The following is a 24,322-nucleotide window of genomic DNA, read 5'->3' on the forward strand; positions in this document are numbered from 1 at the left end:
TAACTTGACATAGAGTCACTAGCCCCGTGATGTATCCCACCGATTTTCCGTACAACCTTTTTCCGACTTCCGACGGAACAACAAGTGACGTCAGGGCGACCCGTCATCGAACGCGTGACCTGCATATAGTGCTCGGTCAGTCAGACGTTGACGCGGTCCGGAGCACCCGGTTCCCGCTGTCCCTCCCGCCCTTCCGGGCCCGCGAGAAACGGGAAGCCCCAGTCCATGACCCATGCCGAGGCACCTCAGAGCACCAGGGCCGACCGCCGAAGAGCGGCCGACGGCAAGAGCGGGCGACCGCCGCGCAGCCGAGGCCGACGCGTCCGCCGGATCATCCTGTGGACCCTGGTGGTCCTCGTCCTTGCCGCCGGCGGCACCGGTTACTGGCTGTACAACAACCTGAACAGCAACCTTCACGGCGTGAACCTGGACGAGGCGCTCGGTAAGAACCGCCCCGAGAAGATGGCGACTTCGGGTCAGAACATCCTGGTCCTCGGCTCGGACTCGCGGGCGGGAGACAACGCCGCCCTCGGCACCGGCAAGGTCGCCGGCGCCCGCTCCGACACCGCGCTCGTGATGCACATACCCGAGGGCCGCACCCGGGCCACCGCGGTGAGCATCCCGCGCGACACCCTGGTCACGCGGCCCGAGTGCACCAAGTCGGACGGCTCGACCGTCCCGCCGGCGAAGCGCGTCATGTTCAACTCCGTGTACTCGCTGGCCGGTCCGGCCTGTGTGGTCAAGACCGTCGAGCAGATGTCCGGCGTCCGCATGGACCACTTCATGGAGATCGACTTCTCGGGCTTCAAGGACCTCGTGGACGCGATAGGCGGCGTCACCGTCACCGTCGACAAGCCGATCCACGACAAGTCCAGCGGCCTCGACCTCACCGCGGGCACCCACAAGCTCGACGGCACCCAGTCCCTCGCGTTCGTCCGCACGCGCCACGGCGTCGGCGACGGCAGCGACCTCGGCCGCATCGGGCTCCAACAGCAGTTCATGGTCGCCCTGTTGAGCGAGATCAAGCAGCAGGACCTGCTCGGCAGCCCGGCGAAGACCTACAAGATCGCCAACAGCCTGACCTCGTCGCTCACCACCGACTCCGAGCTGGCGTCCCTCAAGTCGCTCGCCGACTTCGGCCGCAGCATGAACGGCGTCGACCCGGGCAACATGGACACGATCATGCTGCCCGTCGCGTACGACAAGATCGACCCGAACCGCGTGGTGGCCGCGCAGCCGCAGGCGGACACCCTGTGGAAGGCCATCCGGACGGACACGGAGATCCCCGAGTCGGCGAAGAAGTCCCCCGCGACCGGCGGCTGAGCCGCGTCAGACTCCGTGGGCCCGCACATCCGGGCCCACGTCAGACTTCGGGGGCCCGCACATCCGGGCCCCCGTTCGTCGTTCTAGAACACGCTCACAGGTGCTGCCACCGGGGCGAGAGCGTGAGCCCGGGCCCCTGCTCCTGGCGCGCGACGCGCGGTGCGCCGTCAGGTCCCAGTACCGCGACGACCACGCGTCCGTACGCGTCCAGAGCCAGGGCCGGGGCGCCGACGCACTCAGCCGTGGTGTCCGACCACCACACGCCGTTCTGCTCGCCCTCGGTGCCGCAGACGCCGACCAACAGCGTGCCGCCGGCGCCGCGTTGGGCCAGGACCGTGCAGTCGAAACCGTCGAGCGGGGCGCGCAGGGCGGCGATGGCCCCGTCGCCGGGCGCACCGCCGAGCGCGACGGGCCAGGCACCGGCGCGGTACGCGACCGTGCCCGACATGTTCGCGTCGGTCCAGTAGTAGGTGACCCGGCCCGGCGCGGTCTCCAGCGCCGTGCCCGAACCCGGCAGGGCGTGCATCTGCATCGGCTGCCCCGCCGCCAGCGGCCCGTCCGCGGCACTCTGGTGCCACTGCTGTACGCCGCGCTGCGTGGGGACGGCGACCTCCACCGTTCCGGCGGACGTGGCCGCCGGGATGGGGCCGTCGGCGAGGCGCGAACCCTTCAGGTCCTGCCAGGGCGCCCACTTGCCGTCCTTCTGCTCACGCCGGAGCATGAGCCCGCCGCCTGCGTTGCGGGCGAAGACGAACACCGTGCCCCGCGAGTCCACCGCCGCCGCCGGGACACCGAAGACGGCCGCCTTCGCCGCGTCCTTGTGCGCGTTGCCCAGCGAGCGCCACTCGGTGACGGGGCGTCCGGTCTGGTACTGGATGGCGTGGACGATGTCGACGTCGGCCCGGCCCTCGGAGCTGCGCCGCTCTCTGCGGCCGAGGAAATGCACGTAGGTGTCGGCACCCTGAGTGACGGTGAGATGCGTGAGACCCTCGACGGGAAAGAACTCGGGGCCGGTCCACCCGGGCCCGCCCACCCGGTCCTCGGTCCACCGCGACAGCCCGCCGTCGACCGGAACGTACACGGTCAGGCGGCCGTCCTTGCCCCGTGTGAGCCAGGAACCCGCGAGGGTCGCGGCCCCCTTGCCCCCGGTGCGCGGCCCGTCCGTACCCGCCGACGATATGTGCGGCCCGTCTGCCACACGCGCGGACCTACCCCGCATGTCTGCCGTCACCCTCCGTCAACCTCACGCCCTGCGTGGACGCGGGGACTGTGAACTCGCCACATCATAAGCCCCAGCCAAAACGGCCGACTCGGCGTCATCCCCACGTGACCTCACCGCCATCTCCCCGAGGTGTTCACCATGCCGAGGCACACGGAAGGGCGGTCCCTTTGACCCGGCGGGACCGCCCTTCCCGAAAAACGACGTGGCCGCCTCAGGCCCCGTCGGCCGCCTGCACCCCTTCCTCCTTCTCCTGGAGCGCGAGCCGGCTGTGTGTCCGCCCGTACGCGAAGTACACGATGAAGCCGATCAGCATCCAGACGCCGAAGCGGATCCAGGTCTCGGTCGGCAGGTTGATCATCAGCCACAGGGACGCGAGGACCGACAGGATCGGGACCAGCGGGACGAGCGGGGTGCGGAACGCGCGGGGCAGGTCCGGGCGGGTGCGGCGCAGGATGACGACGCCGAGCGCGACGACCACGAAGGCGAAGAGCGTACCGATGTTCACCAGTTCGGCGAGTGCGCTCAGGCTGGTGAAGCCCGCCAGGATCGCGATGATCACGCCGAGCAGGATGGTCGGCCGGTGCGGGGTCCTGAAGCGCGGGTGGACGCGGGAGAAGAACGTGGGCAGCAGCCCGTCACGGCTCATCGCGAAGAACACGCGGGTCTGGCCGAGCAGCAGGATCATGCACACCGTCGTGAGGCCGACGGCGGCGCCGAAGCTGATGACGCCCGCGTAGAAGGGGTGTCCGGTGGCCTTGAAGGCGTCCGCGAGCGGGGCGTCGATGGAGAGGTCGCTGTAGTGCTGCATACCCGTGACGACGATCGACACCGCGACGTAGAGCGCGGTGCAGATGAAGAGGGAGCCGAGGATGCCGCGTGGCATGTCCCGCTGCGGGTTCTTCGTCTCCTCGGCGGCGGTGGCCACCACGTCGAAGCCGATGAACGCGAAGAAGACGACGGAGGCGGCGGTGAAGATGCCCATCACGCCGAAGTTCGTGGGCGCGTAGCCGAACATCAGCTGGACGAGCGGGGACTGGAGGTTGCCGCCCGCCGTCTGTGGCTGGGCCTTGGGGATGAAGGGCTTGTAGTTGTCGGAGGTGATGAAGAAGGCACCGGCGACGATCACGATCAGGACGACGACCACCTTGACCGCGACGACCACCGACGTGACACGGGCGGAGAGCTTCATCCCGACGACCAGGATCGCGGTGAGGACCAGGACCAGGGCCGCGGCCAGGATGTCGAAGCCGAAGACCTGCGCCCCGTCGCGCCCGCCCAGCTGCGCGGGCAGATGCCAGCCCGCGTTGTCCAGGAGCGAGCGGACGTAGCCCGACCAGCCGACGGCCACCACCGCCGTACCGAGCGCGAATTCGAGGACCAGGTCCCAGCCGATGATCCAGGCGGGCAGTTCGCCGAGTGACGCGTACGAGAAGGTGTACGCGGATCCCGCGACCGGGACGGTGGAGGCGAACTCCGCATAACAGAGCGCGGCCAGACCGCAGACGACGCCGGCGACGATGAAGGCCAGGGAGACCGCGGGACCCGCGTTCTCCTTGGCCACCTTGCCGGTGAGGACGAAGATTCCGGTGCCGATGATGACACCGACGCCGAAAACGGTGAGGTCCAGAGCGGACAGGGACTTCTTGAGTGCGTGCTCCGGCTCCTCAGTGTCCGAGATCGATTGTTCGACCTTCTTCGTCCTGAAGAGGGTGCTGCTCACGGGCTTACCTCCCACGCATGGTCGTCCTCGACATGATCGAGGGGGCTTTCGCCCTATATGCCCCGACGCGGGCCCGTTCACGCGAATGGGCCGGTCCCACCACCCTTGCGGAGTGGTGGGACCGGCCCATGGGTTTCAGCCGGGACCGCGTGGGTCGTGGCTGTCTGTGACCTCGTCAGTCGCGCGCGGGCTGCACCGCGTCGGTGGCCGTGGCGCGCTCGAAACGGCCGTCCAGCTTGGCGACCAGGCCCGTGACCTGGCGTGCGATGTCAGGAGCCGTGAGACCGATCTCGGCCATGACCTCCTTGCGGGAGGCGTGGTCGAGGAAGCGCGGCGGGATGCCGAAGTCACGCAGCGGCACGTCGACGCCCGCGTCACGCAGCGCCTGCGCGATCGCGGAACCGACACCTCCGACCCGGGAGTTGTCCTCGACCGTGACGACGACGCGGTGCTGCTCGGCGAGCGGGGCGAGCGCCTCGTCGACCGGCTTGACCCAGCGTGGGTCGACGACGGTCGTGGTGATCCCCTGCTTGTCGAGGAGGTCGGCGATCTCCAGGCACATGGGCGCGAGCGCGCCGACGGAGACGAGGAGGACGTCCGGCTTGGGCGCCGCGGGCTTGCGCAGCACGTCCATCGCGCCGACCTTGCCGACGGCCGGGACGGCCGGGCCGACGACACCCTTCGAGTAGCGGACGACGGTCGGGGCGTCCTCGACCTGGACGGCCTCGCGGAGCTGGGCGCGGACCTGGTCGGCGTCGCGCGGCGCGGCGATCCGCAGGCCCGGCACGACCTGGAGGATCGACATGTCCCACATGCCGTTGTGCGAGGCGCCGTCGGTGCCGGTGATGCCCGCCCGGTCCAGGACGAACGTCACGCCGCACTTGTGCAGCGCCACGTCCATCAGGAGCTGGTCGAAGGCGCGGTTGAGGAACGTCGCGTAGACGGCGAAGACCGGGTGCAGGCCGCCCGCCGCGAGACCGGCGGCGCTGGTCGCGGCGTGCTGCTCGGCGATGCCCACGTCGTAGACGCGCTCGGGGAACTCCTTGGCGAACTTGTCGAGGCCCACCGGCTGGAGCATGGCCGCCGTGATCGCCACGATGTCCTCGCGCTCGCGCCCGAGCTTGACCATCTCCTCGCCGAAGACGGAGGTCCAGTCGGCGCCGGCGGCCTTGACGGGCAGTCCGGTGTCGGGGTGGATCGGGCCGATGCCGTGGAAGCGGTCGGCCTCGTCCTGCTCGGCCGGCTTGTAGCCGCGGCCCTTCTCGGTGAGGCAGTGCACGATGACGGGTCCGCCGAAGCGCTTGGCGCGGGCGAGCGCCGACTCCAGGGCCTCGATGTCGTGGCCGTCGATCGGGCCGACGTACTTGAGGCCGAGGTCCTCGAACATGCCCTGCGGGGCGATGAAGTCCTTGAGGCCCTTCTTGGCGCCGTGCAGGGTCTCGTAGAGCGGCTTGCCGACGACGGGCGTGCGCTCCAGGAGGTCCTTCCCGCGGGCCAGGAAGCGCTCGTAGCCGTCCGTGGTGCGCAGGGTGGCCAGGTGGTTGGCGAGGCCGCCGATGGTGGGGGCGTAGGAGCGCTCGTTGTCGTTCACGACGATGACGAGGGGGCGGTCCTTGGCGGCCGCGATGTTGTTCAGCGCCTCCCAGGCCATGCCGCCGGTGAGGGCACCGTCACCGATGACGGCGACGACGTGGTCGTCCTTGTGGCGCAGTTCGTTCGCCTTCGCCAGGCCGTCGGCCCAGCCGAGGACCGTGGACGCGTGGCTGTTCTCGATCACGTCGTGGTCGGACTCGGCCTGCGCGGGGTAGCCGGAGAGGCCGCCCTTCATCTTCAGCTTGGAGAAGTCCTGGCGGCCCGTGAGCAGCTTGTGCACGTACGACTGGTGGCCGGTGTCCCACAGGACCTTGTCCTGAGGGGACTCGAAGACGCGGTGCAGCGCGATGGTGAGCTCGACGACGCCGAGGTTGGGGCCGAGGTGGCCGCCGGTCTTGGATACCGCGTCGACCAGGAAGGTCCGGATCTCTCCGGCCAGCTGGTCCAGCTCCTCCAGGCTGAGCCGGTCCAGATCGCGCGGTCCCGTGATGCGGGTCAGCAGCGGCACCCGTGCCTCCTTGCGATAGAGCTGATCGAGCTTTTGCCGGGCCTGTCGAGTCTAATGTTCCGCCCGGATGCGTGGTGCCCGGCCTCTGGCTTGCACTTCACCCGATCGGGTGTGCTTTGAGGGCACTGGCGTTCGGACGCGGACACGGCTGTGCCCGGCGCCGTCATGGACGCCGGGCACGCTTCCGCCGGTTCCGTGCCGCTACGCGCGACCTGCGGACTTCTGGGTCTTCCGGGTGACGGCGTCGATGACGACGGTCGCCAGGAGCACGCCTCCGGTGATCATGTACTGGATCGGCGAGGCGATGCCCTGAAGGGCGAGGCCGTACTGGATCGACGTGATGACCAGCACACCGAGCAGCGCGTTCCAGGTGCGGCCGCGGCCGCCGAAGAGACTTGTGCCACCGATCACGGCCGCCGCGATGGCGTTCATCAGCAGCTCACCGCTGCCCGCGCCCTGGTTGGCCGAGGTGATCTTGGAGGCGATGAACAGGCCGCCGATCGCGGCGAACGTGCCGGAGATCGCGTAGACCGAGGTCCGCATCAGGGCGACGTCGATACCGGCACGCCGGGACGCCTCGATGGAGCCGCCGAGCGCGAACACCTTGCGGCCGTACGCGGTACGCCGGAGCACGAAGTCCGTGATCACCAGGACGGCGAGGAACAGGACGACGGCAAGCGGCAGTCCCTTGTACTGGTTGAACACGATCGCCACGGCGAAGGCCACGACGGCGAGCAGCGCCGTGCGCAGGACGATCTCGCTCAGCGGCCGGGAGGGCACGCCCGCGGCGGCGCGGCGGCGGTTGTCGTAGAAAGAGGTGAGGAAGAACACCACGACCGCGACGACCGCGAGGCCGTATCCGGCGGCGACGTCACTGAAGTAGTAGCCGCTCAGCTGGGCGACGAGGCCCGAGTCGTCGAGGTTGATCGTGCCGTTGCTGCCGAGGATCTGGAGCATGAAGCCGTTCCAGAACAGCAGGCCGGCCAGCGTGACGGCGAAGGCGGGCACCCCGATCCGGGCGAAGAAGAAGCCGTGAATGGCGCCCGCGACCGTGCCCGTCAGGACGGACAGGATGAGCGCGAGCCACTCGGGCATTCCGTGTGTGACGTTCAGTACGGCGAAGGACGCGCCCGCCACACCGCTGACCGAGCCGACGGAGAGGTCGATCTCGCCGAGCAGGAGCACGAAGACGATGCCGACGGCGATCATGCCCGTGCCGACCATGGCGACGGAGATGTCGGAGAGGTTGCCGGCCGTGAGGAAGTTCTCGTTCAGGCTCGCGAAGATCGCCCAGATGACGATCAGGCCGACGACGACGGGGATGGAGCCCAGGTCGCCGGCGCGAATCTTGCGCTGGAACTCGGTGAGGTAGCCGGCGAAGCCCTGTTCGCGCACGAGGAGGCGCGGGTCGACCGCGGTGACGGCTTCGGCGGCGGGAGCGGGGGGCTGGGCCGGGACCGGGTTAGGCGTCAGGTTCGGGTTCGGGTTCTGGTCGGCGGGGCCGCCGGTCTTGTCGAGGTTCACTTCCGGGCCTCCCCGCCCCGCGCCGCACGACGGGTCACGGCGTTGTCCGTGGCGCCCGTGATGGCGGAGATGATCTCTTCCTGCGATGTGGTCCGTACGTCGAAGACGCCGTTGTTGCTGCCGAGCCGCAGCACCGCCACCTTGTCCGCGACGGCCTTCACGTCGGCCATGTTGTGGCTGATGAGGATGACCGCGTGCCCGCGCTCACGCAGGCGCTCCACCAGGTCGAGGACCTGCGCGGTCTGCTCGACGCCGAGGGCCGCGGTGGGCTCGTCGAGGATGACGAGCTTGGGCTGGCCGAGCATCGAACGGGCGATGGCCACCGTCTGGCGCTGGCCGCCGGAGAGCGAGGCGATGGGGATGCGGACGCTCGGGATGCGGATGGAGAGCGTGGTCAGCAGCTCGCGGGAGCGGCGCTCCATCTCGACCTCGTCGAGGATGCCGCGCTTCTTCAGCTCACGGCCGAGGTACAGGTTGCCGACGACGTCGATGTTGTCGCACAGCGCGAGGTCCTGGTAGACGGTCGCGATGCCCAGGTTCTGGGCGTCGTGCGGCTTGTTGATCGCGACGGGGGTGCCCTCCCACTCGATGACACCGTCGTCGACGGGATGCACGCCGGCGATCGTCTTGACGAGGGTCGACTTTCCGGCGCCGTTGTCGCCGACGAGGGCGACCACCTCACCGGCGTGGACCTCGAGCTCCACGCCGGTGAGCGCCTGCACGGCACCGAATCGCTTGGAGACCCCGCGCAACGCCAGCACGGGCACAGCGGACACGTGAACCATCTCCTTCGCCACCGCCAAGGGGGTTGCCCCGGCGGGGGGTTGAACAGACGTGAGGACTGGGGGGTGCGTACGAGAAAGGGGGTGCGTCCGTACGTCACCGCGTTCGTACGTCACTGCGTCCGGCGCCCCGCCGGTTGAGCTGCGGGGCTGTCGGCGGCGGGGCACCGGACGGGCTCACACGGGTGGGCACGCTACGCGGTGCGCTGATGTCCCGTGCAGAACAAGGGAGTTGGGCCAGCAGAGGCTGCAACTCGGTTACTTCAGGCCGATCTTGTCGCAGGCGGCCTTGTACTTGGGCGTGCAGATCTCGTCGAGGGTGTAGAAACCCTCCTTGATGACCGTGCCCTTGATGTTGTCCTGGGTCAGCGAGACGACCGGGACGATCACCGACGGGATGCCCTTCTCGGTGGCGCTGTCGGTCTTGTCCTTGGCGATCGAGTCCAGGGACTCGCCCTTGGCGAGCGCGACGGCCATCTTGGCCGCGATCTCGGCCTCCTGCGGGTAGGACTTGTAGACGCTCATGTACTGCTCACCCGTCACGATCCGCTGCACGCCCGCGAGTTCGGCGTCCTGACCGGTGACCGGCGGGAGCTTGGAGAGGCCGGCGGCCTTCAGGGCCGTGATGATGCCGCCCGCCATGCCGTCGTTGGCGGAGTAGACGCCCGCGACCTTGTCCTTGCCGATCGCCGAGAGCGCCGCCTCCATGTTGGCGTTGGCGTTCTCCGGCTTCCACTCCTTGGTGTCGTACGACTTGGCGATGGTGACCTTGCCCTTGAGCTCCGCCAGGGCGCCCTTCTTGAAGAAGGCGGCGTTCGGGTCGGTGATCGCGCCGTTCATCATGACGATCTTTGAGCTGGGCTTCGCCTTGTCGCCCATGGCCTTCAGGAGGGCCTTGCCCTGGACGTGGCCGACTTCTTCGTTGTCGAAGGAGGTGTACGCGTCGATCGGTCCCTCGGCCAGGCGGTCGTAGGCGACGACCGGGATGTTCTGGGCCTTGGCCTTCTTGATCGAGCCGGCGATCGCCTTGGAGTCCACCGCGTCCACGATCAGCACGTCCACCTTGTTGGTGATCATGGTGTCGGCCTGCTGGCTCTGCGTCGTGGCGTCCTGCTTGGCGTTGGCGTAGACGACCTTGCCCTTGCCGCCGGTGAGTTCGCTGACCTGCTTCTCGATGATGGGCTTGTCGAACTTCTCGTAGCGCGCGGTCTGGTTCTCCGGAAGGAGCAGTCCGACCCGCAGCGCGTCGCCCTTCTTCGCCCCGGCCTTGTCGCCCTTGTCGCCGCCGCCGGCTTGCTTGGCGCTTCCGCAGGCGGCGAGCGAGACGGCCATGGTGGTGGCGCAGAGAGCAACGGCCGCGCGACGCATACGCGTGTTCACTTCAGAAACCTCCCTGACGCGGCCGCGTCGTTGCGGCCGAGGTGGCTTGGAGTCAACTCGGCCACAGAGCAACCGTCAAGGAGTTAATCCTTAACGAGATGACAACGGTGCCATGCGTTCTTTAAGTGAAGGCATTCTCAAGTGCGCACTCCAGGACCGGGCCTACGTGAAGACAGGCGTGGCCGCGGGCAGCGTCCCGTCAAGGAGGGTCGAGTCGCCCATCTCGCTGAGCGCCAGGGCGAGCGCCCCGAGCACCTCGGCCCGGCCGCCCAACGCCCCTGTCAGGAGCGACAGTTGACGCGCGGCGCTGGGGATCGCATACCGCCCGACGGACTCCCTTATGGGGCCGAGGACGAGTTCGCCCGCCTCGGCCAGGTCGCCGCCGAGGATGACCCGGCTGGGGTTGAGCAGGTTGCAGAGATTCGCGACGCCGCTGCCGATGTGCCGGCCCACGTCGGCGATCACGCGCCGGCACCCCGGGTCGCCGTCCCGCGCGAGCTTGACCACGCCTTCCATGGTCAGCCCGGTGCCGTGGCTGGACTCCAGGAGCGGCAGCACGTAGCGGGCGGCGGTGAAGGTCTCCAGGCAGCCGCGGTTGCCGCAGCGGCACACCGGACCGGACTCGTCGAGCGTGATGTGCCCGATCTCCCCCGCCGTGCCGCCCGGCCCCCGGTAGATCTTCCCGCTGATCACGAGCCCGGCGCCGACCCCGCTGGCTACCTTGATGTACGCGAGGTCCCGGACGCCGCGCCCGCTGCCCCAGACCAGCTCGCCGAGGGCGCCCAAATTGGCGTCGTTGTCGACGTGCACCGGCACGCCCAGGCGCCGGCTCATCTCCTCGGCGGGCTTGGTGCCCGTCCAGCCAGGCAGTATCGACGTGGACCCGAGAGTCCCGCTCTCTACGTCGATGGGTCCCGGCACGCCGAGCCCGACACCGGCCACCTTCGTACGGTCCACGCCGGTGGCCGCCACCAGGCGTTCGACCAGTTCCTCGGCCCGGTCGAAGCCCTGCGCGGCGGAGGCGTCCACGTCGAGAGGCTCGGACTCCTCGGCGAGGACCTGGTGGGCGAGGTTGCCGATGGCGACGCGCAGGTGGGTGTGGCCGAAGTCGACGCCGATGACGATGCCCGCGTCGCCGCTGAGCGAGACGCTGCGGGCCCGGCGGCCGCCCGCCGAGGTGGGCGTGACCTCGACCGTGCCGCCTTCCTTGAGCTCGCGGACGATGTTGGAGACCGTGGCCGCGGACAGGCCGGTCGTCCGCGCGATCTCCGCCTGCGTGAGCGATCCGGCGAGCCGCACGGCGCGTACGACCCGCTCGAGATTGGCCCGGTGCAGTGACGACTGCGACCCCGGAGTCTCCACGACGACCTCCTGCGTACGAGGCCGCTTCGGTGAGGCCTCGGTTATGTCCAACTATTGAACTCCAAGCTGAGCCTTTCCGGTCGCCTCCCGTCAAGAGCTTGAGCGATACCCGGCACAGAAGAGCGCGGCTACCACTGACGAGGGCCCGGTTCCGGAAGATCTCCTCCGGAACCGGGCCCTCCCCCCGCCTGGGACGCCGTGTTACTTGAGCGCCCCCGCGGTCAGGCCCTGCACGACCTGACGCTGGAAGATGATGTACGCCCCGAGCACCGGGAGCATCGCCATGACGAGCCCGGCGAAGAGACCGGACCAGTCACCCTTGTAGCCCTGACTGGTCGCGAGCTCCACCAGACCCTGGGCCAGCACCCGCTTGTCGGGGTCGGTGTTGAGCACCGTCGGGATCATGTACTGGTTCCACTGCCCCAGGAAGTTGAAGATCCCGACGCTGATCAGGCCCGGCTTGGCCATCGGCAGCATGATCTGGAAGAACGTCCTGGTGTGCGAGGCGCCGTCGACGAACGCCGCCTCCGCGATCGACGTCGGCAGCGTCCTGAAGAACGACGTCAGGAAGAAGACCGTGAACGGCAGCGAGTAGGCGATGTAGGCGACGATCAGGCCCTGCAGCGTGTTCACGAGGTGCAGGTTCTGCATCACGTAGAACAGCGGCACCAGGGCCAGCATGATCGGGAAGCTCATTCCTCCGACGAAGAGGAAGTAGATGAACCGGTTGCCCGGGAAGTCGAAGCGGGCCAGGACGTACGCGGCCATGGAGCCGAGCACGAGCGTGCCGACCAGCGAACAGCCCACTACGATCACGGTGTTGGCGAAGTACTGGCTCATGTGGGCCTGGGACCAGGCGCGCGACCAGTTGTCGAAGTGCAGCTTGTCCGGCAGGGACCAGGGCGAGCTGAAGATCGAGTTGTCGTCCTTGAAGGACGTCATCACCGCCCAGAGGAGCGGCATGACGACCATGATCGCCCAGATGACGAGGACGCCGTGCGAGAAGACGTTGAGGGTGGTGCCCTCGCTGCTCTCCGCCTTCGCCGGAGCGTCCGTCTTCGTCACGCGGGGGCGGTCGTCGACCGGTTCCATGGGCGGCGGGATGTCGGTCGTCTTCACTGTCGTTCACCTCGCGAGGGAGCGCCGGTCGTCTGGTCCGGCCCGCGGTGCGGCCGGGGGCGGGGGGCGGGTGCCCCGGGGAGGAACCGCATCAGAACTCCAGCCGCTCGCGCCGGCCGAGCCGCATCACGATCGCCGCGAAGAGCAGCGTGACGATGAGCAGGGCGACACCGATCGTGGTGGCGTAGGCGGCGTTGGCGTCGCGGAACGCCGATTGGTACACGTACAGCGGCAGGACCGTGGTCGAGTAGTCGGGGCCGCCGGGGCCGACCGTCATGATCTGCACCGAGGCGAAGGCCTCCGCGCCGAGGGCCAGGATGCCCATGTAGACCCAGCCGGACTGCACGGTGTCCCAGAGCAGCGGCAGCGTGATCCTGAAGAAGGTGGTGAACCGGTTCGCGCCGTCGAGCAGCGCCGCCTCGTAGAAGTCCTTAGGGATGGACGCCATGCCCGCCGAGAAGAGCACGACGAAGAATCCGACGGTGCTCCAGACCAGGACGGCCATGACGCACCACAGGGCGAGGTTCGGGTCGCCCAGCCAGTCCGGCTGGACGCTGCCGAGCCCGATGGCGCTGAGCGTCCCGTTGATCACGCCGTCGTTGGGATTGAAGGCGAAGCGGAAGAGGATGGCGACGATCGCGATCGACAGCACCTGCGGGAAGAAGTACGCGATCTTGTAGAAACTTGAGCCGCGTACGCCGGTGACGGCGGCGCCCTTCCGGCGCCGGCCACCGACATTGAGCATGAAGGAGAAGAAGAGCGCGAGGCCCAGCGTCACCAGCGGCAGCAGCAACACGAACAACAGGCTGTGCTGCAAGGACTTCCAGAAGACGTCGTCCTGGAACATCCGCGTGTAGTTGGCGAAGCCGACCATCTTGAAGTCCGGGCTCAGGCCGGTCCAGTCCGTGAACGAGTAGTAGATGGACTGGATGAACGGCCAGATGACGAAGATTGCATACAACGCCACGGGGGCCACGAGGAACCCCACGATGAACCTGTACTTGCCGTGTTGCATGGTTTACCGACCCCGATCGATTCGCGGGTGCCGCCGCTGATGACGCGTGCGCACGAGTTCTTACTGGTGCTTGTAGTGCTTGATCGACTGGTCCTTGGCGGTCGCGTCCGCGTAGGCCTGGATCTTCTTGATGGCCTCGGCCGGGGTCATGCGTCCGGCCATCATCTCGCCCAGGCAGGAGACGCCGATCTGCTCCTTCTCGAGCTTGACGTACCAGTCCTGGAGACGCGGGTTCACCACGTTGTCGCCGGCCTTCTCCAGGGCCGCGACACCGGACTTGAGGCCCGGGGTCAGCTCGATGCCGTCGGTGCCGCCGTTGAACGCGGTGAGCGACTTGACCGAGGAGGTGAAGTTCTTCGAGGAGGCCTCGGAGAGCATGATGCGCAGCTGCTCCATGCCGCCCTCGACGTTGTTCGCCCTGGCCGGGACGATGAAGGGCTCGCCGCCGGACGCCCAGATGGTGCCGAAGGGCATCTTGTCGCTGGAGTCGAGGCCGGAGGGCGCGCCGACGGAGAGCTGGAAGTCGGAGGGGATGACCTTCGCCGACTCGTTCTCCACCCAGGAGCCGTTCGGGATGAACAGCGCCTTGCCCTTGGCCCACGCGGTCTGCGACTGGATGTGGTCGATGCCGGGCGTGCCCTTGAGGATGTAGCCCTTCTTGTAGAGCTCGTAGTACGCCTCGAAGGCGGCCTTGACGGCCGGGTCCTTCCAGGCGTTCGGCTCCAGGTTGTCGATCTTGTCGAGGACCTCGCGGCCACCGATCTTGGCGATGAACGGGTAGAGCGAGAACGGCAGGTAGTACGGGTACTTGCCCGCGTACGTCCAGCCGGCGATGCCCTTCTTCTTCGCCTTGGCGCACAGGGCGAGCATGTCGTCCCAGTTCTCCGGGTACTGCGCGTCGAGGCCGTCGAGGGCCTTCTGCGAGTACCAGACGCCGTAGACCGTGTACGCGTAGTACATGATCCAGACCGGGTTGCCGTCGAACTGGCCCATCTCGACGATGCCGGGACGCAGGGTGTCGCGGACCTTCTTCGACGGGTCGTCGTAGGAGGGCGCGTCGAGGAGCGGGGTGAGGTCGGTGAGCTGCTTCTTGCCGACGAGGACGCCCATGTCCATCTGCTCGGCGCCCGAGTTGTCGATGAGGTCCGGGGGCGTGCCGCCGTTGAACTTCGGCTGGAGCTCCGACTGGATCTTCTGGGTCGCGTGGAACTGGACCTTGGCCTTGGGGAACGCCTTCTTGTACTCGGCGTTGGCGTCCGTGGCGTACTTCGTGCCGAAGCCGCCGTCGAAGATGGTGACCGCGAGCGGCGCGGTCTCGTTCACGCCGAGCGGGTTCTTCGCGGAGGTCTTGCCCTTCTTCGCCTTGTCGCCCGAGCCGCTGTCGCTGCTCGCGCAGGCGGACAGGAAGCTCATCGTGGGGACGGCGACCAGACCGAGTGCCGCGGACCGCTTGATCAGGTCGCGGCGGTCGAAGCCCTCACCGTTGTTCTGGGCGGAAGTGGATCCCATGCTCAAGTCCTCGCCTTCTCCAGGACTCAGGCGGTGAACCGGATCCTCCCCGGCACCGCGGTGATGTGAAGCTGGGGTCGTGCTCGATGGCTGCACGCCGGGATCTGACGGAACGTACGGCCGAGTGCGCGCGGATCGCGCCTGGCTGTCTCCCGTCCCCCCGCGCTGTCCGCGGCCGGTGGAAACGGCTGAGCAGACGCCGACAGGTATAGTCCACTTCACGTCAACGGGGCAAGATCGAATGCAGCTTTACCCGGCGTTCTTTCCCGAGTTGAGACCTCCCGGAAATATGAGCCGCCCCAGCGTGGCCGATGACGGTCACGGACGGCCGGTGACCTCGCCGAATGGATGGCCGCGCCACTCTTTTGGCCCCATGCGTCGCGCGGCACGCCCCCAACACCCTTGACACCACTGGTGACTTGCCGCCCTACTGGACGTTGCGCTGTGAATTGACAACGTTGTCTCCAGCCGGGAGGGTGCTCGCCGATGCAGGGCAGATCCAGACACGGACGCAGATCCGGACTCAGATCCACGGCCGCCCTGGGAGCGGCCTCACTCGCACTCGTCGCCGCCGGTCAGGGAGCCGCCGCCGCGACACCCGCCCAACCACCGCACGCCGACACCGAGTTCAGCTCCTCTTTCGAAACGGGCGATCCCGCACCGACCTGGCTGAACACCGTGGAAACCGGCACGGACGGCACGAAACGCTCGTCCGGGGTCGACGGCGGCTACAGCGGCGGCCTGCCGGGCAACGTCAACAGCCATGTCACCGACGTCCGCGCCAGCGCCGAGAACACGGGCGGCGGCGAGACCAAGGAGAACCTCCTCGACGGCGAGTCGAGCACGAAATGGCTGGCTTTCGCCCCCACGGCCTGGATCGAGTACGACCTCGACGAACCGGCCACGATCACCACGTACGCGCTGACGTCCGCCAACGACTACGCCGAGCGCGACCCGAAGGACTGGACCCTCAAGGGCTCCACCGACGGCAAGGAGTGGACGACGCTCGACACCCGCACCGGGGAGAGCTTCGCCGACCGCTTCCAGACCAAGAAGTACGACATCCAGAACCCGGCCGCGTACCGGCACTTCCGGATCGAGTTCACGCGGAACAACGGCGCGAACGACATCACGCAGCTCGCCGACCTCCAGCTGTCCACCGGTGACACGAGTTCGCCGACGCCCGAGGACATGCTGACGCTGGTCGACAAGGGCCCCGGCGGCTCCCCCACCGCGAAGGCCGGCGCCGGCTTCACGGGAAAGCGGGCGCTGCGTTACGCGGGCACGCACCAGGCGGACACGCGCGCGTACTCGTACAACAAGGTCTTCGACGTCGATGTGGCCGTCGGGCGAGACACGGAACTCTCGTACAAGATCTTCCCGTCGATGGCGGACGGCGACCGGGACTACGACGCCACGAACGTGTCCGTGGACCTCGCCTTCACCGACGGCACGTATCTGAGCGACCTCAAAGCGACGGACCGCAACGGCGGGCTGCTCACGCCGCAGGGCCAGGGCGCGGCCAAGCGGCTCTACGTGAACCAGTGGAACGCCGTCGCCTCCGGCATCGGGTCCGTCGCGGCCGGGAAGACCGTCGACCGGATCCTGGTGGCGTACGACTCCCCCAAGGGTCCCGCGAAGTTCCGCGGCTGGGTGGACGACATCTCGCTGAAGGCCGCGAAGCCCGAGCCGCCGAAGGCGCATCTGTCGGACTACGCGGTCACGACGCGCGGCACGAACTCCAGCGGCGGCTTCTCGCGCGGCAACACGTTCCCCGCGACGGCCGTCCCGCACGGCTTCAACTTCTGGACGCCGGTCACCAACGCCGGTTCGCTGAGCTGGCTCTACGACTACGCTCGCGGCAACAACGCGGACAACCTGCCGACGATGCAGGCGTTCGCCGCCAGCCATGAGCCGAGCCCGTGGATGGGTGACCGTCAGACGTTCCAGGTGATGCCGTCGGTGGCGGCCGGTGCGCCGGACACCTCGCGCTCGGGCCGCGCGCTGCCGTTCCGGCACGAGAACGAGACGGCTCGCCCGTACTACTACGGGGTGCGGTTCGAGAACGGCCTCAAGGCCGAGATGACGCCGACGGACCACGCGGCGGCGCTGCGGTTCACCTACCCCGGCGACGACGCGAGCGTCGTCTTCGACAACGTCTCCGAGCAGGCGGGCCTCACCCTCGACCGGGACCACGGGGTCGTGACGGGCTACTCGGACGTGAAGTCCGGCCTGTCGGCCGGGGCCACCCGGCTCTTCGTGTACGGCGTCTTCGACAAGCCGGTCAAGGACGCGGGTTCTGCGGGCGTGAAGGGGCACTTCACGTTCGACGCGGGCAAGGACCGCACGGTGACGCTGCGCCTGGCGACCTCGCTGATCAGCGTCGACCAGGCGAAGGACAACCTGGCGCAGGAGCTTCCGGCGAACCGCTCCTTCGACGCCGTACGCGACAGCGCCCGCGCGCAGTGGGACAAGCTTCTCGGCAAGGTCGAGGTGGAGGGCGCCACGCCCGACCAGCGCACGACGCTCTACTCGTCCCTGTACCGGCTTTACCTGTACCCCAACTCCGGTTTCGAGAAGGTCGGTTCGACGTTCCAGTACGCGTCGCCGTTCTCACCGATGCCGGGCCCGGACACCCCGACGCACACCGGCGCGAAGATCGTCGAGGGCAAGCCGTACGTCAACAACGGCTTCTGGGACACATACCGGACGACCTGGCCGGCGTACTCGCTGCTCACGCCCAAGAAGGCGGGCGAGCTGGTCGACGGGTTCGTGCAGCAGTACCGGGACGGCGGGTGGATCTCGCGCTGGTCGTCGCCGGGCTACGCGGATCTGATGACCGGCACGTCGTCGGACGTCGCGTTCGCGGACGCGTACGTGAAGGGGGTGCGCGGCTTCGACGCGGAGTCGGCGTACAAGGCGGCCCTGAAGAACGCGACCGTGGTGCCGCCCGCGTCGGGCGTCGGCCGCAAGGGCATGGCGACGTCGCCGTTCCTCGGCTACACGTCGACGGACACGCACGAGGGCCTGTCGTGGGCTCTCGAGGGTTACCTCAACGACTACGGCATCGCGCAGATGGGCCAGGCCCTCTACAAGAAGACGGGCGAGAAGCACTACAAGGAGGAGTCGGACTACCTCCTCAACCGGGCCCGCGACTACGTGAAGCTCTTCGACGGCAAGGCGGGCTTCTTCCAGGGCCGAGACGCCAAGGGCAACTGGCGTGTTAAATCAGGGGAGTTCGACCCGCGCATCTGGGGCTACGACTACACGGAGACCAATGCGTGGGGGTACGCGTTCACGGCACCGCAAGACGCGCGTGGGCTCGCCAACCTGTACGGCGGCCGGGACGGTCTCGCAAAGAAGCTGGACACGTTCTTCGCCACCCCGGAGACGGCGACGTCGGCCGTCGCGGGCTCGTACGGCGGCGTCATCCACGAGATGACGGAGGCGCGCGACGTCCGGATGGGCATGTACGGCCACTCGAACCAGGTGGGCCACCACATCACGTACATGTACGACGCGGCGGGCCGGCCGTGGAAGACGCAGGAGAAGGTCCGCGAGGTGCTCTCGCGGCTCTACACCGGCAGCGAGATCGGCCAGGGCTACCACGGCGACGAGGACAACGGCGAGCAGAGCGCCTGGTACCTCTTCTCGTCCATGGGCTTCTACCCGCTGGTCATGGGCAGCGGCGAATACGCCATCGGCTCCCCGCAGTTCACGAAGATGACGCTGCACCTGGAGAACGGCGAGGACCTGGTGATCAAGGCCCCGCAGAACAGCGCGAAGAATGTGTACGTGCAGGGGGTGAAGGTCAACGGCCATGCCTGGACCAAGACTTCGCTCCCCCACTCGGTGGTGGCGAAGGGCGGCGTCATCGAGTTCGCGATGGGCCCGAACCCTTCACGCTGGGGCACGGGCGCGGACGCGGCGCCCACGTCGATCACTCAGGACGACAAGGTGCCGGCGCCACGCGGTGACGTGACGACGGGCTCGGGCCCGCTCTTCGACAACTCATCTGCTACGTCGGCGAGTTCGGAGTCGGTCGACCTGCCGGTGGGCGCGGAGGGCGCGAAGGCGGTGCAGTACACGCTGACGTCGGCCGACGACCGTTCCAAGGCGCCGACCGGCTGGAAGCTGGAGGCGTCGGACGACGGCTCGACGTGGAAGACGCTCGACGCACGCTCCGGCGAGTCCTTCACGTGGGACCGGCAGACGCGCGCGTTCTCGGTGAGCACCCCGGGCACGTACAAGCACTACCGGCTGGTGTTCACGGGCGGGGCGGCGACGGTGGCGGAGGTGGAGCTGCTGGACTAGCCCCCTGAAGTGCGACGGCGCCGCCGGGCTGTGATGCTCGGCGGCGTTTTCGTTGACCATTAATTCCGTGGACAGGGGCCCGGCGGCCCGCCTACTGTCTGGGCCGAACCGTGACACAGCCCGAGGAGGTGGGACCCATGAACGCAGTACACATGTGGGTGCTCCTCTCATCCCCACGGTCGGGCGGCTGACGTAGGTCCCCGGGGGCGCCTGGACAAGGCGATCCCGAAGGGAACAGACCTATGAAGACAACGGTGATCACACGCGTCGCCGAAGGGCTCTGGCACGCGCTGGAGGACGACCAGGTGGTCGGCTCCGGTGAGGCGTGGCCCCGGCACGACGGCCGGCTTTTCGTCAGTATCGACTCCTGGCACGACGCGGCGTTCGGCCTGCTCACCGACGCCATGCTCGCGGAGCTGCCGAGGCCGCTCCACACGATGGTCGACGAGGCCGACGTGGAGCTCAGGTCGCGGTGGGAGCGCGCCGGGTTCACGATCCGGCGGCGCGAGTGGGTGTACCTGCTGCCCACCGACCCGCAGGTCACGGGACTCGGCGCGGCGCGGCCGCCGTCGGGGGTGACGATCCTCCCCCTCGGCGCGGCGGAGAAGGACCCCCTGCGCGCGCTCGACCGCACGATCCGGGACGAGGTCGAGGCCTCCGTCGGCTGGCAGGAGATGCCGGCCGAGGTGCTGCCACGCCTGACCGACGCGATCGTGGTGGACCCGACGAAGTACACGGTGGCGGAGGAGTCCGGCCGGTACGTCGGACTGCTGCGGGTGGCACCAGTTCCGCGCCGGCCACGGATCGGTCTCGTCGCGGTACGGGCCGACCGGCAGCGTCGTGGCATCGCGCGTGCGCTCCTCGCCGAAGTCCTCGGCCCCCTGCACCGGTCCGGGGTCCGGACCGTGTCGGCCGAGGTCGGCGAACGCAACGCCGCCGCCACGGCCCTCTTCGACGCCCTCGGCGCCGAGCGCGCCGGCAGCAATCTGGAGGTCGTACTTCACTGATGACGAAGACGAACAGAGGTATCGAGTTCGAGGGCACCGTCGTGGAGTGCCTGCGCAACGCCACGTTCCAGGTGGAACTGGAGAGCGGGCACAAGGTGCTCGCGCACATCAGCGGCAAGATCCGGAAGAACTACATCAAGATCCTGCCGTTCGACCGGGTGCTGGTGGAGATCAGCCCGTACGACCTGACGCGCGGGCGGATCATCTACCGGTACCGGAACTGAAGTCCCGGGCGGGCGTGGAGAGTTCATGCCCGCCCATCACGTTGGGCTCAATTCCGCCAGAACAAGTGGTGGGTCACGCGGCCGGTCGGACTGGGGACGATGTCCACGTGGAAGCGGTCGCGCAGCTCGTCCGGGGACTCCCACAGGCGTGTTCCCGAGCCGAGCTTCATCGGGGAGACGGCGACGTGCAGGGTGTCGACGAGGTCGGCGTCGAGGAACTGGCGGACGACGCTCGCCCCGCCGCCGAGCCGGACGTCCTTGCCCTGGGCCGCCTCCTTCGCCTGTTCGAGGACGGTGGCCGGGTCGGCGTTCACGAAGTGGAACGTCGTGTCGGAGAGGGTGAGCGTCGGCCGCGTGTGGTGGGTCATGACGAACACGGGCGTGTGGAACGGCGGTTCGTCACCCCACCAGCCCTTCCACTCCAGGCTCTCCCAATCCCCCTTCTGCGGACCGAACTTGCCACGCCCCATGATCTCGGCGCCGATGTTGTGGTGGAAGTCGCGCACGAGGTAGTCGTCCAGGCCACGGCTGCCGCCGGGGTCGGTGCGGTTCGGCCAGCTCGCCGTGGCACCGGCCCATGCGAACATCTCCTGCGGGTCGGCGTGCCCGAACGGCCGCTCCAGACTCTGCCCCTCCCCTGCGCCGAACCCGTCACTGGAAACCATGAAGTTCTGAACCCTCAGCAACTGCGTCACGTATTCCTCCTGAGTTACGGGTGACAGTGGGGAGACTCCCCGGGCCGGAAGAACTCATCGCCGACCGGCCCAGGTACGGGAAAGGGCCGCACCCCCGTCACCGGGAATGCGGCCCCCCTCAACTACGCTTCCGTACCGCCTACTTGCGGATCAGGCTGCGCAGCACGTACTGCATGATGCCGCCGTTGCGGTAGTAGTCCGCCTCGCCGGGGGTGTCGATGCGGACGACCGCGTCGAACTCCACGCCGGTGTCGGTGGTGACCTTGACCGTGCGCGGGGTGGTGCCGTTGTTCAGCTCCTCGACGCCGGTGAAGGAGAAGGTCTCCTCGCCGGTGAGGCCGAGCGACTGGGCGGTCGCGCCCTCGGGGAACTGGAGGGGCAGGACGCCCATGCCGATGAGGTTCGAGCGGTGGATGCGCTCGTAGGACTCGGCGATGACGGCCTTGACACCGAGGAGCGCGGTGCCCTTGGCGGCCCAGTCGCGGGACGAGCCGGAGCCGTACTCCTTGCCCGCGAGGACGACCAGCGGGATGCCCTGGTCGATGTAGTTGCGCGAGGCGTCGTAGATGAACGAGACCGGCGCGCCCTCGACGGTGAAGTCGCGGGTGTAGCCGCCCTCGGTGCCCGGCGCGATCTGGTTGCGCAGGCGGATGTTGGCGAACGTGCCGCGGATCATGACCTCGTGGTTGCCACGGCGCGAGCCGTAGGAGTTGAAGTCACGGCGCTGGACGCCGTGCTCCGTGAGGTACTGGCCGGCCGGGGTGTCGGCCTTGATCGCACCGGCCGGGGAGATGTGGTCGGTGGTGACCGAGTCGCCCAGCTTGGCGAGGACGCGCGCGCCCGTGATGTCGGAGACCGGGGTGGTCTCCATCGTCATGCCCTCGAAGTACGGGGGCTTGCGGACGTAGGTCGACTCGCTGTCCCACTCGAAGGTGTTGCCGGTCGGGATCGGCAGCGCCTGCCACTGGGCGTCGCCCGCGAAGACGTCCTGGTAGGACTTGTTGAACATGTCCTCGCCGATGGAGTTGGCGACGACGTCGTTGACCTCGGCCTCGGTCGGCCAGATGTCCGCGAGGAAGACCGGCTTGCCGTCCTGGTCGATGCCCAGGGCGTCCTTGGTGATGTCGACCTTCATCGAACCGGCGATGGCGTACGCGACGACCAGCGGCGGGGACGCCAGGTAGTTCATCTTGACGTCGGGGTTGATACGGCCCTCGAAGTTGCGGTTGCCGGAGAGGACCGACGTGACCGCGAGGTCGTGCTCGTTGACCGCCTTCGAGACCTCCTCGGGCAGCGGGCCCGAGTTGCCGATGCAGGTGGTGCAGCCGTAGCCGACGAGGTTGAAGCCGACCTTGTCCAGGTACGGCGTCAGACCGGCCTTGTCGAAGTAGTCGGTGACGACCTTCGAGCCCGGGGCGAGGGTGGTCTTGACCCACGGCTTGCGGGTCAGGCCCTTCTCGACGGCCTTCTTCGCGACGAGCGCGGCGGCGACCATCACGTACGGGTTCGACGTGTTGGTGCAGGAGGTGATCGCGGCGACGGTGACGGCGCCGTGGTCGATCTCGTACGTCGAGCCGTCGGAGGCCGTGACCAGGGTCGGGCGGGACGGGACGCCGTTGGTGGCGGCCGGGGCGTCGGAGGCCGGGAAGGACTCCTTGCCCGCCTCGTCGTCGTCCTCGACGTAGTTGCGCACGTCGAGCGCGAACTGCTGGGCGGCGTTCGCGAGGACGATGCGGTCCTGCGGGCGCTTCGGGCCGGCGATGGAGGGGACGACCGTGGAGAGGTCGAGCTCCAGCTTCTCGGAGAAGTCGGGCTCGGCGGCCGGGTCGAGCCAGAGGCCCTGCTCCTTGGCGTACGCCTCGACGAGGGCGACCTGCTGCTCGGAGCGGCCGGTCAGCTTCAGGTAGTTCAGCGTCTCGCCGTCGATCGGGAAGATCGCGGCGGTGGAGCCGAACTCGGGCGACATGTTGCCGATGGTGGCGCGGTTGGCCAGCGACGTGGCGGCGACGCCCTCGCCGTAGAACTCGACGAACTTGCCGACGACACCGTGCTTGCGCAGCATCTCGGTGATCGTGAGGACGAGGTCCGTGGCGGTGGTGCCGGGCTTGAGCTCACCGGTGAGCTTGAAGCCGACGACGCGCGGGATGAGCATCGAGACGGGCTGGCCGAGCATCGCGGCCTCGGCCTCGATACCGCCGACGCCCCAGCCGAGGACGCCCAGGCCGTTGACCATCGTGGTGTGCGAGTCGGTGCCGACCAGAGTGTCGGGGTACGCCTGACCGTTACGGACCATGACCGTACGGGCGAGGTGCTCGATGTTGACCTGGTGGACGATGCCGGTGCCCGGGGGGACGACCTTGAACTCGTCGAAGGCGGTCTGGCCCCAGCGCAGGAACTGGTAGCGCTCCTTGTTGCGGCCGTACTCCAGCTCGACGTTCTGGCCGAAGGCGTCGGCGGTGCCGAACTTGTCGGCGATGACGGAGTGGTCGATGACCAGCTCGGCCGGGGCCAGCGGGTTGATCTTGGCCGGGTCGCCGCCGAGCTCCTTGACGGCCTCACGCATGGTGGCGAGGTCCACGACACAGGGCACACCGGTGAAGTCCTGCATGATCACGCGGGCCGGCGTGAACTGGATCTCCTGCGACGGCTGGGCCTGGGAGTCCCAGCTGCCGAGCGCGCGGATGTGGTCGGCGGTGATGTTCGCGCCGTCCTCGGTGCGGAGCAGGTTCTCAAGGAGAACCTTCAGGCTGTAAGGCAGGCGCGCGGAGCCCTCGACCTTGTCCAGCTTGAAGATCTCGTACGACTCGTCGCCCACGCGCAGCGTGCTGCGGGCGTCGAAGCTGTTCGCCGACACGACAGTCTCCTTCATATATGTGCGCGTTCCACCGCATCCCGCTGTCACGACGGGGTCCGCCGATCCGCTACGGTAGAGCCGAGTTAGGTAACCCTTACCAAGCGGGCCGGCCGCGGTGTGCCTCTGTAGATATCTCGATGTCGAGATAACCCTAGTACATGAGGCCGGACA

At 68.3% G+C, this 24,322-nt stretch carries 16 protein-coding genes; 4 read left to right on the top strand and 12 right to left on the bottom strand.

Translation table 11 applies throughout. The features are described 5' to 3' along the window. Nucleotides 1-225: 225 nt before the first annotated feature. Complete coding sequence (locus tag ABZ893_RS05320) at nt 226-1,323, top strand: LCP family protein (protein ID WP_361397043.1); 1,098 nt, start codon at nt 226-228, stop codon at nt 1,321-1,323. 94 nt (nt 1,324-1,417) lie between these two features. Here the strand turns inward: ABZ893_RS05320 and ABZ893_RS05325 are convergent, their stop codons facing one another. From ABZ893_RS05325 to ngcE, 10 genes are all read right to left on the bottom strand, one after another. Continuing rightward, on the bottom strand, nt 1,418-2,521 hold the full coding sequence (locus ABZ893_RS05325; RefSeq protein ID WP_361397046.1) for a hypothetical protein: 1,104 nt from the start codon (nt 2,519-2,521) through the stop codon (nt 1,418-1,420). Between the two features lie 235 nt (nt 2,522-2,756). Then, entirely contained in the window at nt 2,757-4,265 is a 1,509-nt protein-coding gene (locus ABZ893_RS05330) for an amino acid permease (RefSeq protein WP_361397049.1), read from the bottom strand. 175 nt (nt 4,266-4,440) lie between these two features. Beyond that, complete coding sequence (gene dxs, locus ABZ893_RS05335; protein WP_361397052.1) at nt 4,441-6,366, bottom strand: 1-deoxy-D-xylulose-5-phosphate synthase; 1,926 nt, start codon at nt 6,364-6,366, stop codon at nt 4,441-4,443. A gap of 201 nt (nt 6,367-6,567) precedes the next feature. After that, a complete protein-coding gene (locus ABZ893_RS05340) occupies nt 6,568-7,839 on the bottom strand; it encodes a sugar ABC transporter permease (RefSeq protein ID WP_361397718.1) in 1,272 nt (423 codons plus the stop codon). 47 nt (nt 7,840-7,886) lie between these two features. Next, on the bottom strand, nt 7,887-8,675 hold the full coding sequence (locus tag ABZ893_RS05345; RefSeq protein WP_361397055.1) for an ATP-binding cassette domain-containing protein: 789 nt from the start codon (nt 8,673-8,675) through the stop codon (nt 7,887-7,889). 255 nt (nt 8,676-8,930) lie between these two features. Then, on the bottom strand, nt 8,931-10,052 hold the full coding sequence (locus ABZ893_RS05350; protein WP_361397058.1) for a sugar ABC transporter substrate-binding protein: 1,122 nt from the start codon (nt 10,050-10,052) through the stop codon (nt 8,931-8,933). 162 nt (nt 10,053-10,214) lie between these two features. Next, a complete protein-coding gene (locus ABZ893_RS05355) occupies nt 10,215-11,414 on the bottom strand; it encodes an ROK family transcriptional regulator (protein ID WP_361397061.1) in 1,200 nt (399 codons plus the stop codon). 201 nt (nt 11,415-11,615) lie between these two features. Then, nucleotides 11,616-12,533 (bottom strand): carbohydrate ABC transporter permease, encoded by a 918-nt coding sequence (locus ABZ893_RS05360; RefSeq protein ID WP_361397064.1) that lies wholly within the window; start codon nt 12,531-12,533, stop codon nt 11,616-11,618. 91 nt (nt 12,534-12,624) lie between these two features. Then, nucleotides 12,625-13,548 (bottom strand): sugar ABC transporter permease, encoded by a 924-nt coding sequence (locus tag ABZ893_RS05365; protein WP_361397067.1) that lies wholly within the window; start codon nt 13,546-13,548, stop codon nt 12,625-12,627. 60 nt (nt 13,549-13,608) lie between these two features. Next, complete coding sequence (ngcE, locus tag ABZ893_RS05370) at nt 13,609-15,057, bottom strand: N-acetylglucosamine/diacetylchitobiose ABC transporter substrate-binding protein (protein WP_361397069.1); 1,449 nt, start codon at nt 15,055-15,057, stop codon at nt 13,609-13,611. A 486-nt stretch (nt 15,058-15,543) separates the two neighbouring features. Here ngcE and ABZ893_RS05375 point away from each other — a divergent pair, with 486 nt between their 5' ends. The 3 genes from ABZ893_RS05375 to infA all read left to right on the top strand — a co-directional run bounded on the left by ABZ893_RS05375 (nt 15,544) and on the right by infA (nt 20,602). Further along, the gene (locus tag ABZ893_RS05375; RefSeq protein ID WP_361397072.1) at nt 15,544-19,371 is read left to right on the top strand and encodes a GH92 family glycosyl hydrolase; all 3,828 of its coding nucleotides are present in this window, start codon (nt 15,544-15,546) and stop codon (nt 19,369-19,371) included. A 242-nt stretch (nt 19,372-19,613) separates the two neighbouring features. Continuing rightward, nucleotides 19,614-20,378 carry a GNAT family N-acetyltransferase gene (locus tag ABZ893_RS05380; RefSeq protein WP_361397075.1) on the top strand — a complete coding sequence of 255 codons (765 nt, stop codon included), beginning with the start codon at nt 19,614-19,616 and terminating at the stop codon, nt 20,376-20,378. Beyond that, on the top strand, nt 20,378-20,602 hold the full coding sequence (gene infA / locus ABZ893_RS05385) for a translation initiation factor IF-1 (protein WP_266675021.1): 225 nt from the start codon (nt 20,378-20,380) through the stop codon (nt 20,600-20,602). Before ABZ893_RS05380 ends, infA begins: the two co-directional genes overlap by 1 nt. A gap of 47 nt (nt 20,603-20,649) precedes the next feature. Here infA and ABZ893_RS05390 read toward each other — a convergent pair whose 3' ends face one another. Both ABZ893_RS05390 and acnA read right to left on the bottom strand, forming a co-directional pair. Next, nucleotides 20,650-21,297 carry a dihydrofolate reductase family protein gene (locus tag ABZ893_RS05390; protein WP_361397078.1) on the bottom strand — a complete coding sequence of 216 codons (648 nt, stop codon included), beginning with the start codon at nt 21,295-21,297 and terminating at the stop codon, nt 20,650-20,652. A gap of 139 nt (nt 21,298-21,436) precedes the next feature. Continuing rightward, nucleotides 21,437-24,151 (bottom strand): aconitate hydratase AcnA, encoded by a 2,715-nt coding sequence (acnA, locus tag ABZ893_RS05395; RefSeq protein WP_361397081.1) that lies wholly within the window; start codon nt 24,149-24,151, stop codon nt 21,437-21,439. Nucleotides 24,152-24,322 lie beyond the last annotated feature (171 nt).

It is taken from the genome of Streptomyces sp. NPDC046821 (genome assembly GCF_040645335.1).
GTDB lineage: Bacteria > Actinomycetota > Actinomycetes > Streptomycetales > Streptomycetaceae > Streptomyces.

Excerpts from the sequence above, each read along its gene's own strand:
- ABZ893_RS05320 (WP_361397043.1), top strand. The coding sequence starts at position 226 with ATGACCCATGCCGAGGCACCTCAGAGCACCAGGGCCGACCGCCGAAGA.
- ABZ893_RS05345 (WP_361397055.1), bottom strand. The coding sequence starts at position 8,675 with ATGGTTCACGTGTCCGCTGTGCCCGTGCTGGCGTTGCGCGGGGTCTCC.
- ABZ893_RS05365 (WP_361397067.1), bottom strand. The coding sequence starts at position 13,548 with ATGCAACACGGCAAGTACAGGTTCATCGTGGGGTTCCTCGTGGCCCCC.
- ngcE (WP_361397069.1), bottom strand. The coding sequence starts at position 15,057 with ATGGGATCCACTTCCGCCCAGAACAACGGTGAGGGCTTCGACCGCCGC.
- ABZ893_RS05375 (WP_361397072.1), top strand. The coding sequence starts at position 15,544 with ATGCAGGGCAGATCCAGACACGGACGCAGATCCGGACTCAGATCCACG.
- ABZ893_RS05380 (WP_361397075.1), top strand. The coding sequence starts at position 19,614 with ATGAAGACAACGGTGATCACACGCGTCGCCGAAGGGCTCTGGCACGCG.
- infA (WP_266675021.1), top strand. The coding sequence starts at position 20,378 with ATGACGAAGACGAACAGAGGTATCGAGTTCGAGGGCACCGTCGTGGAG.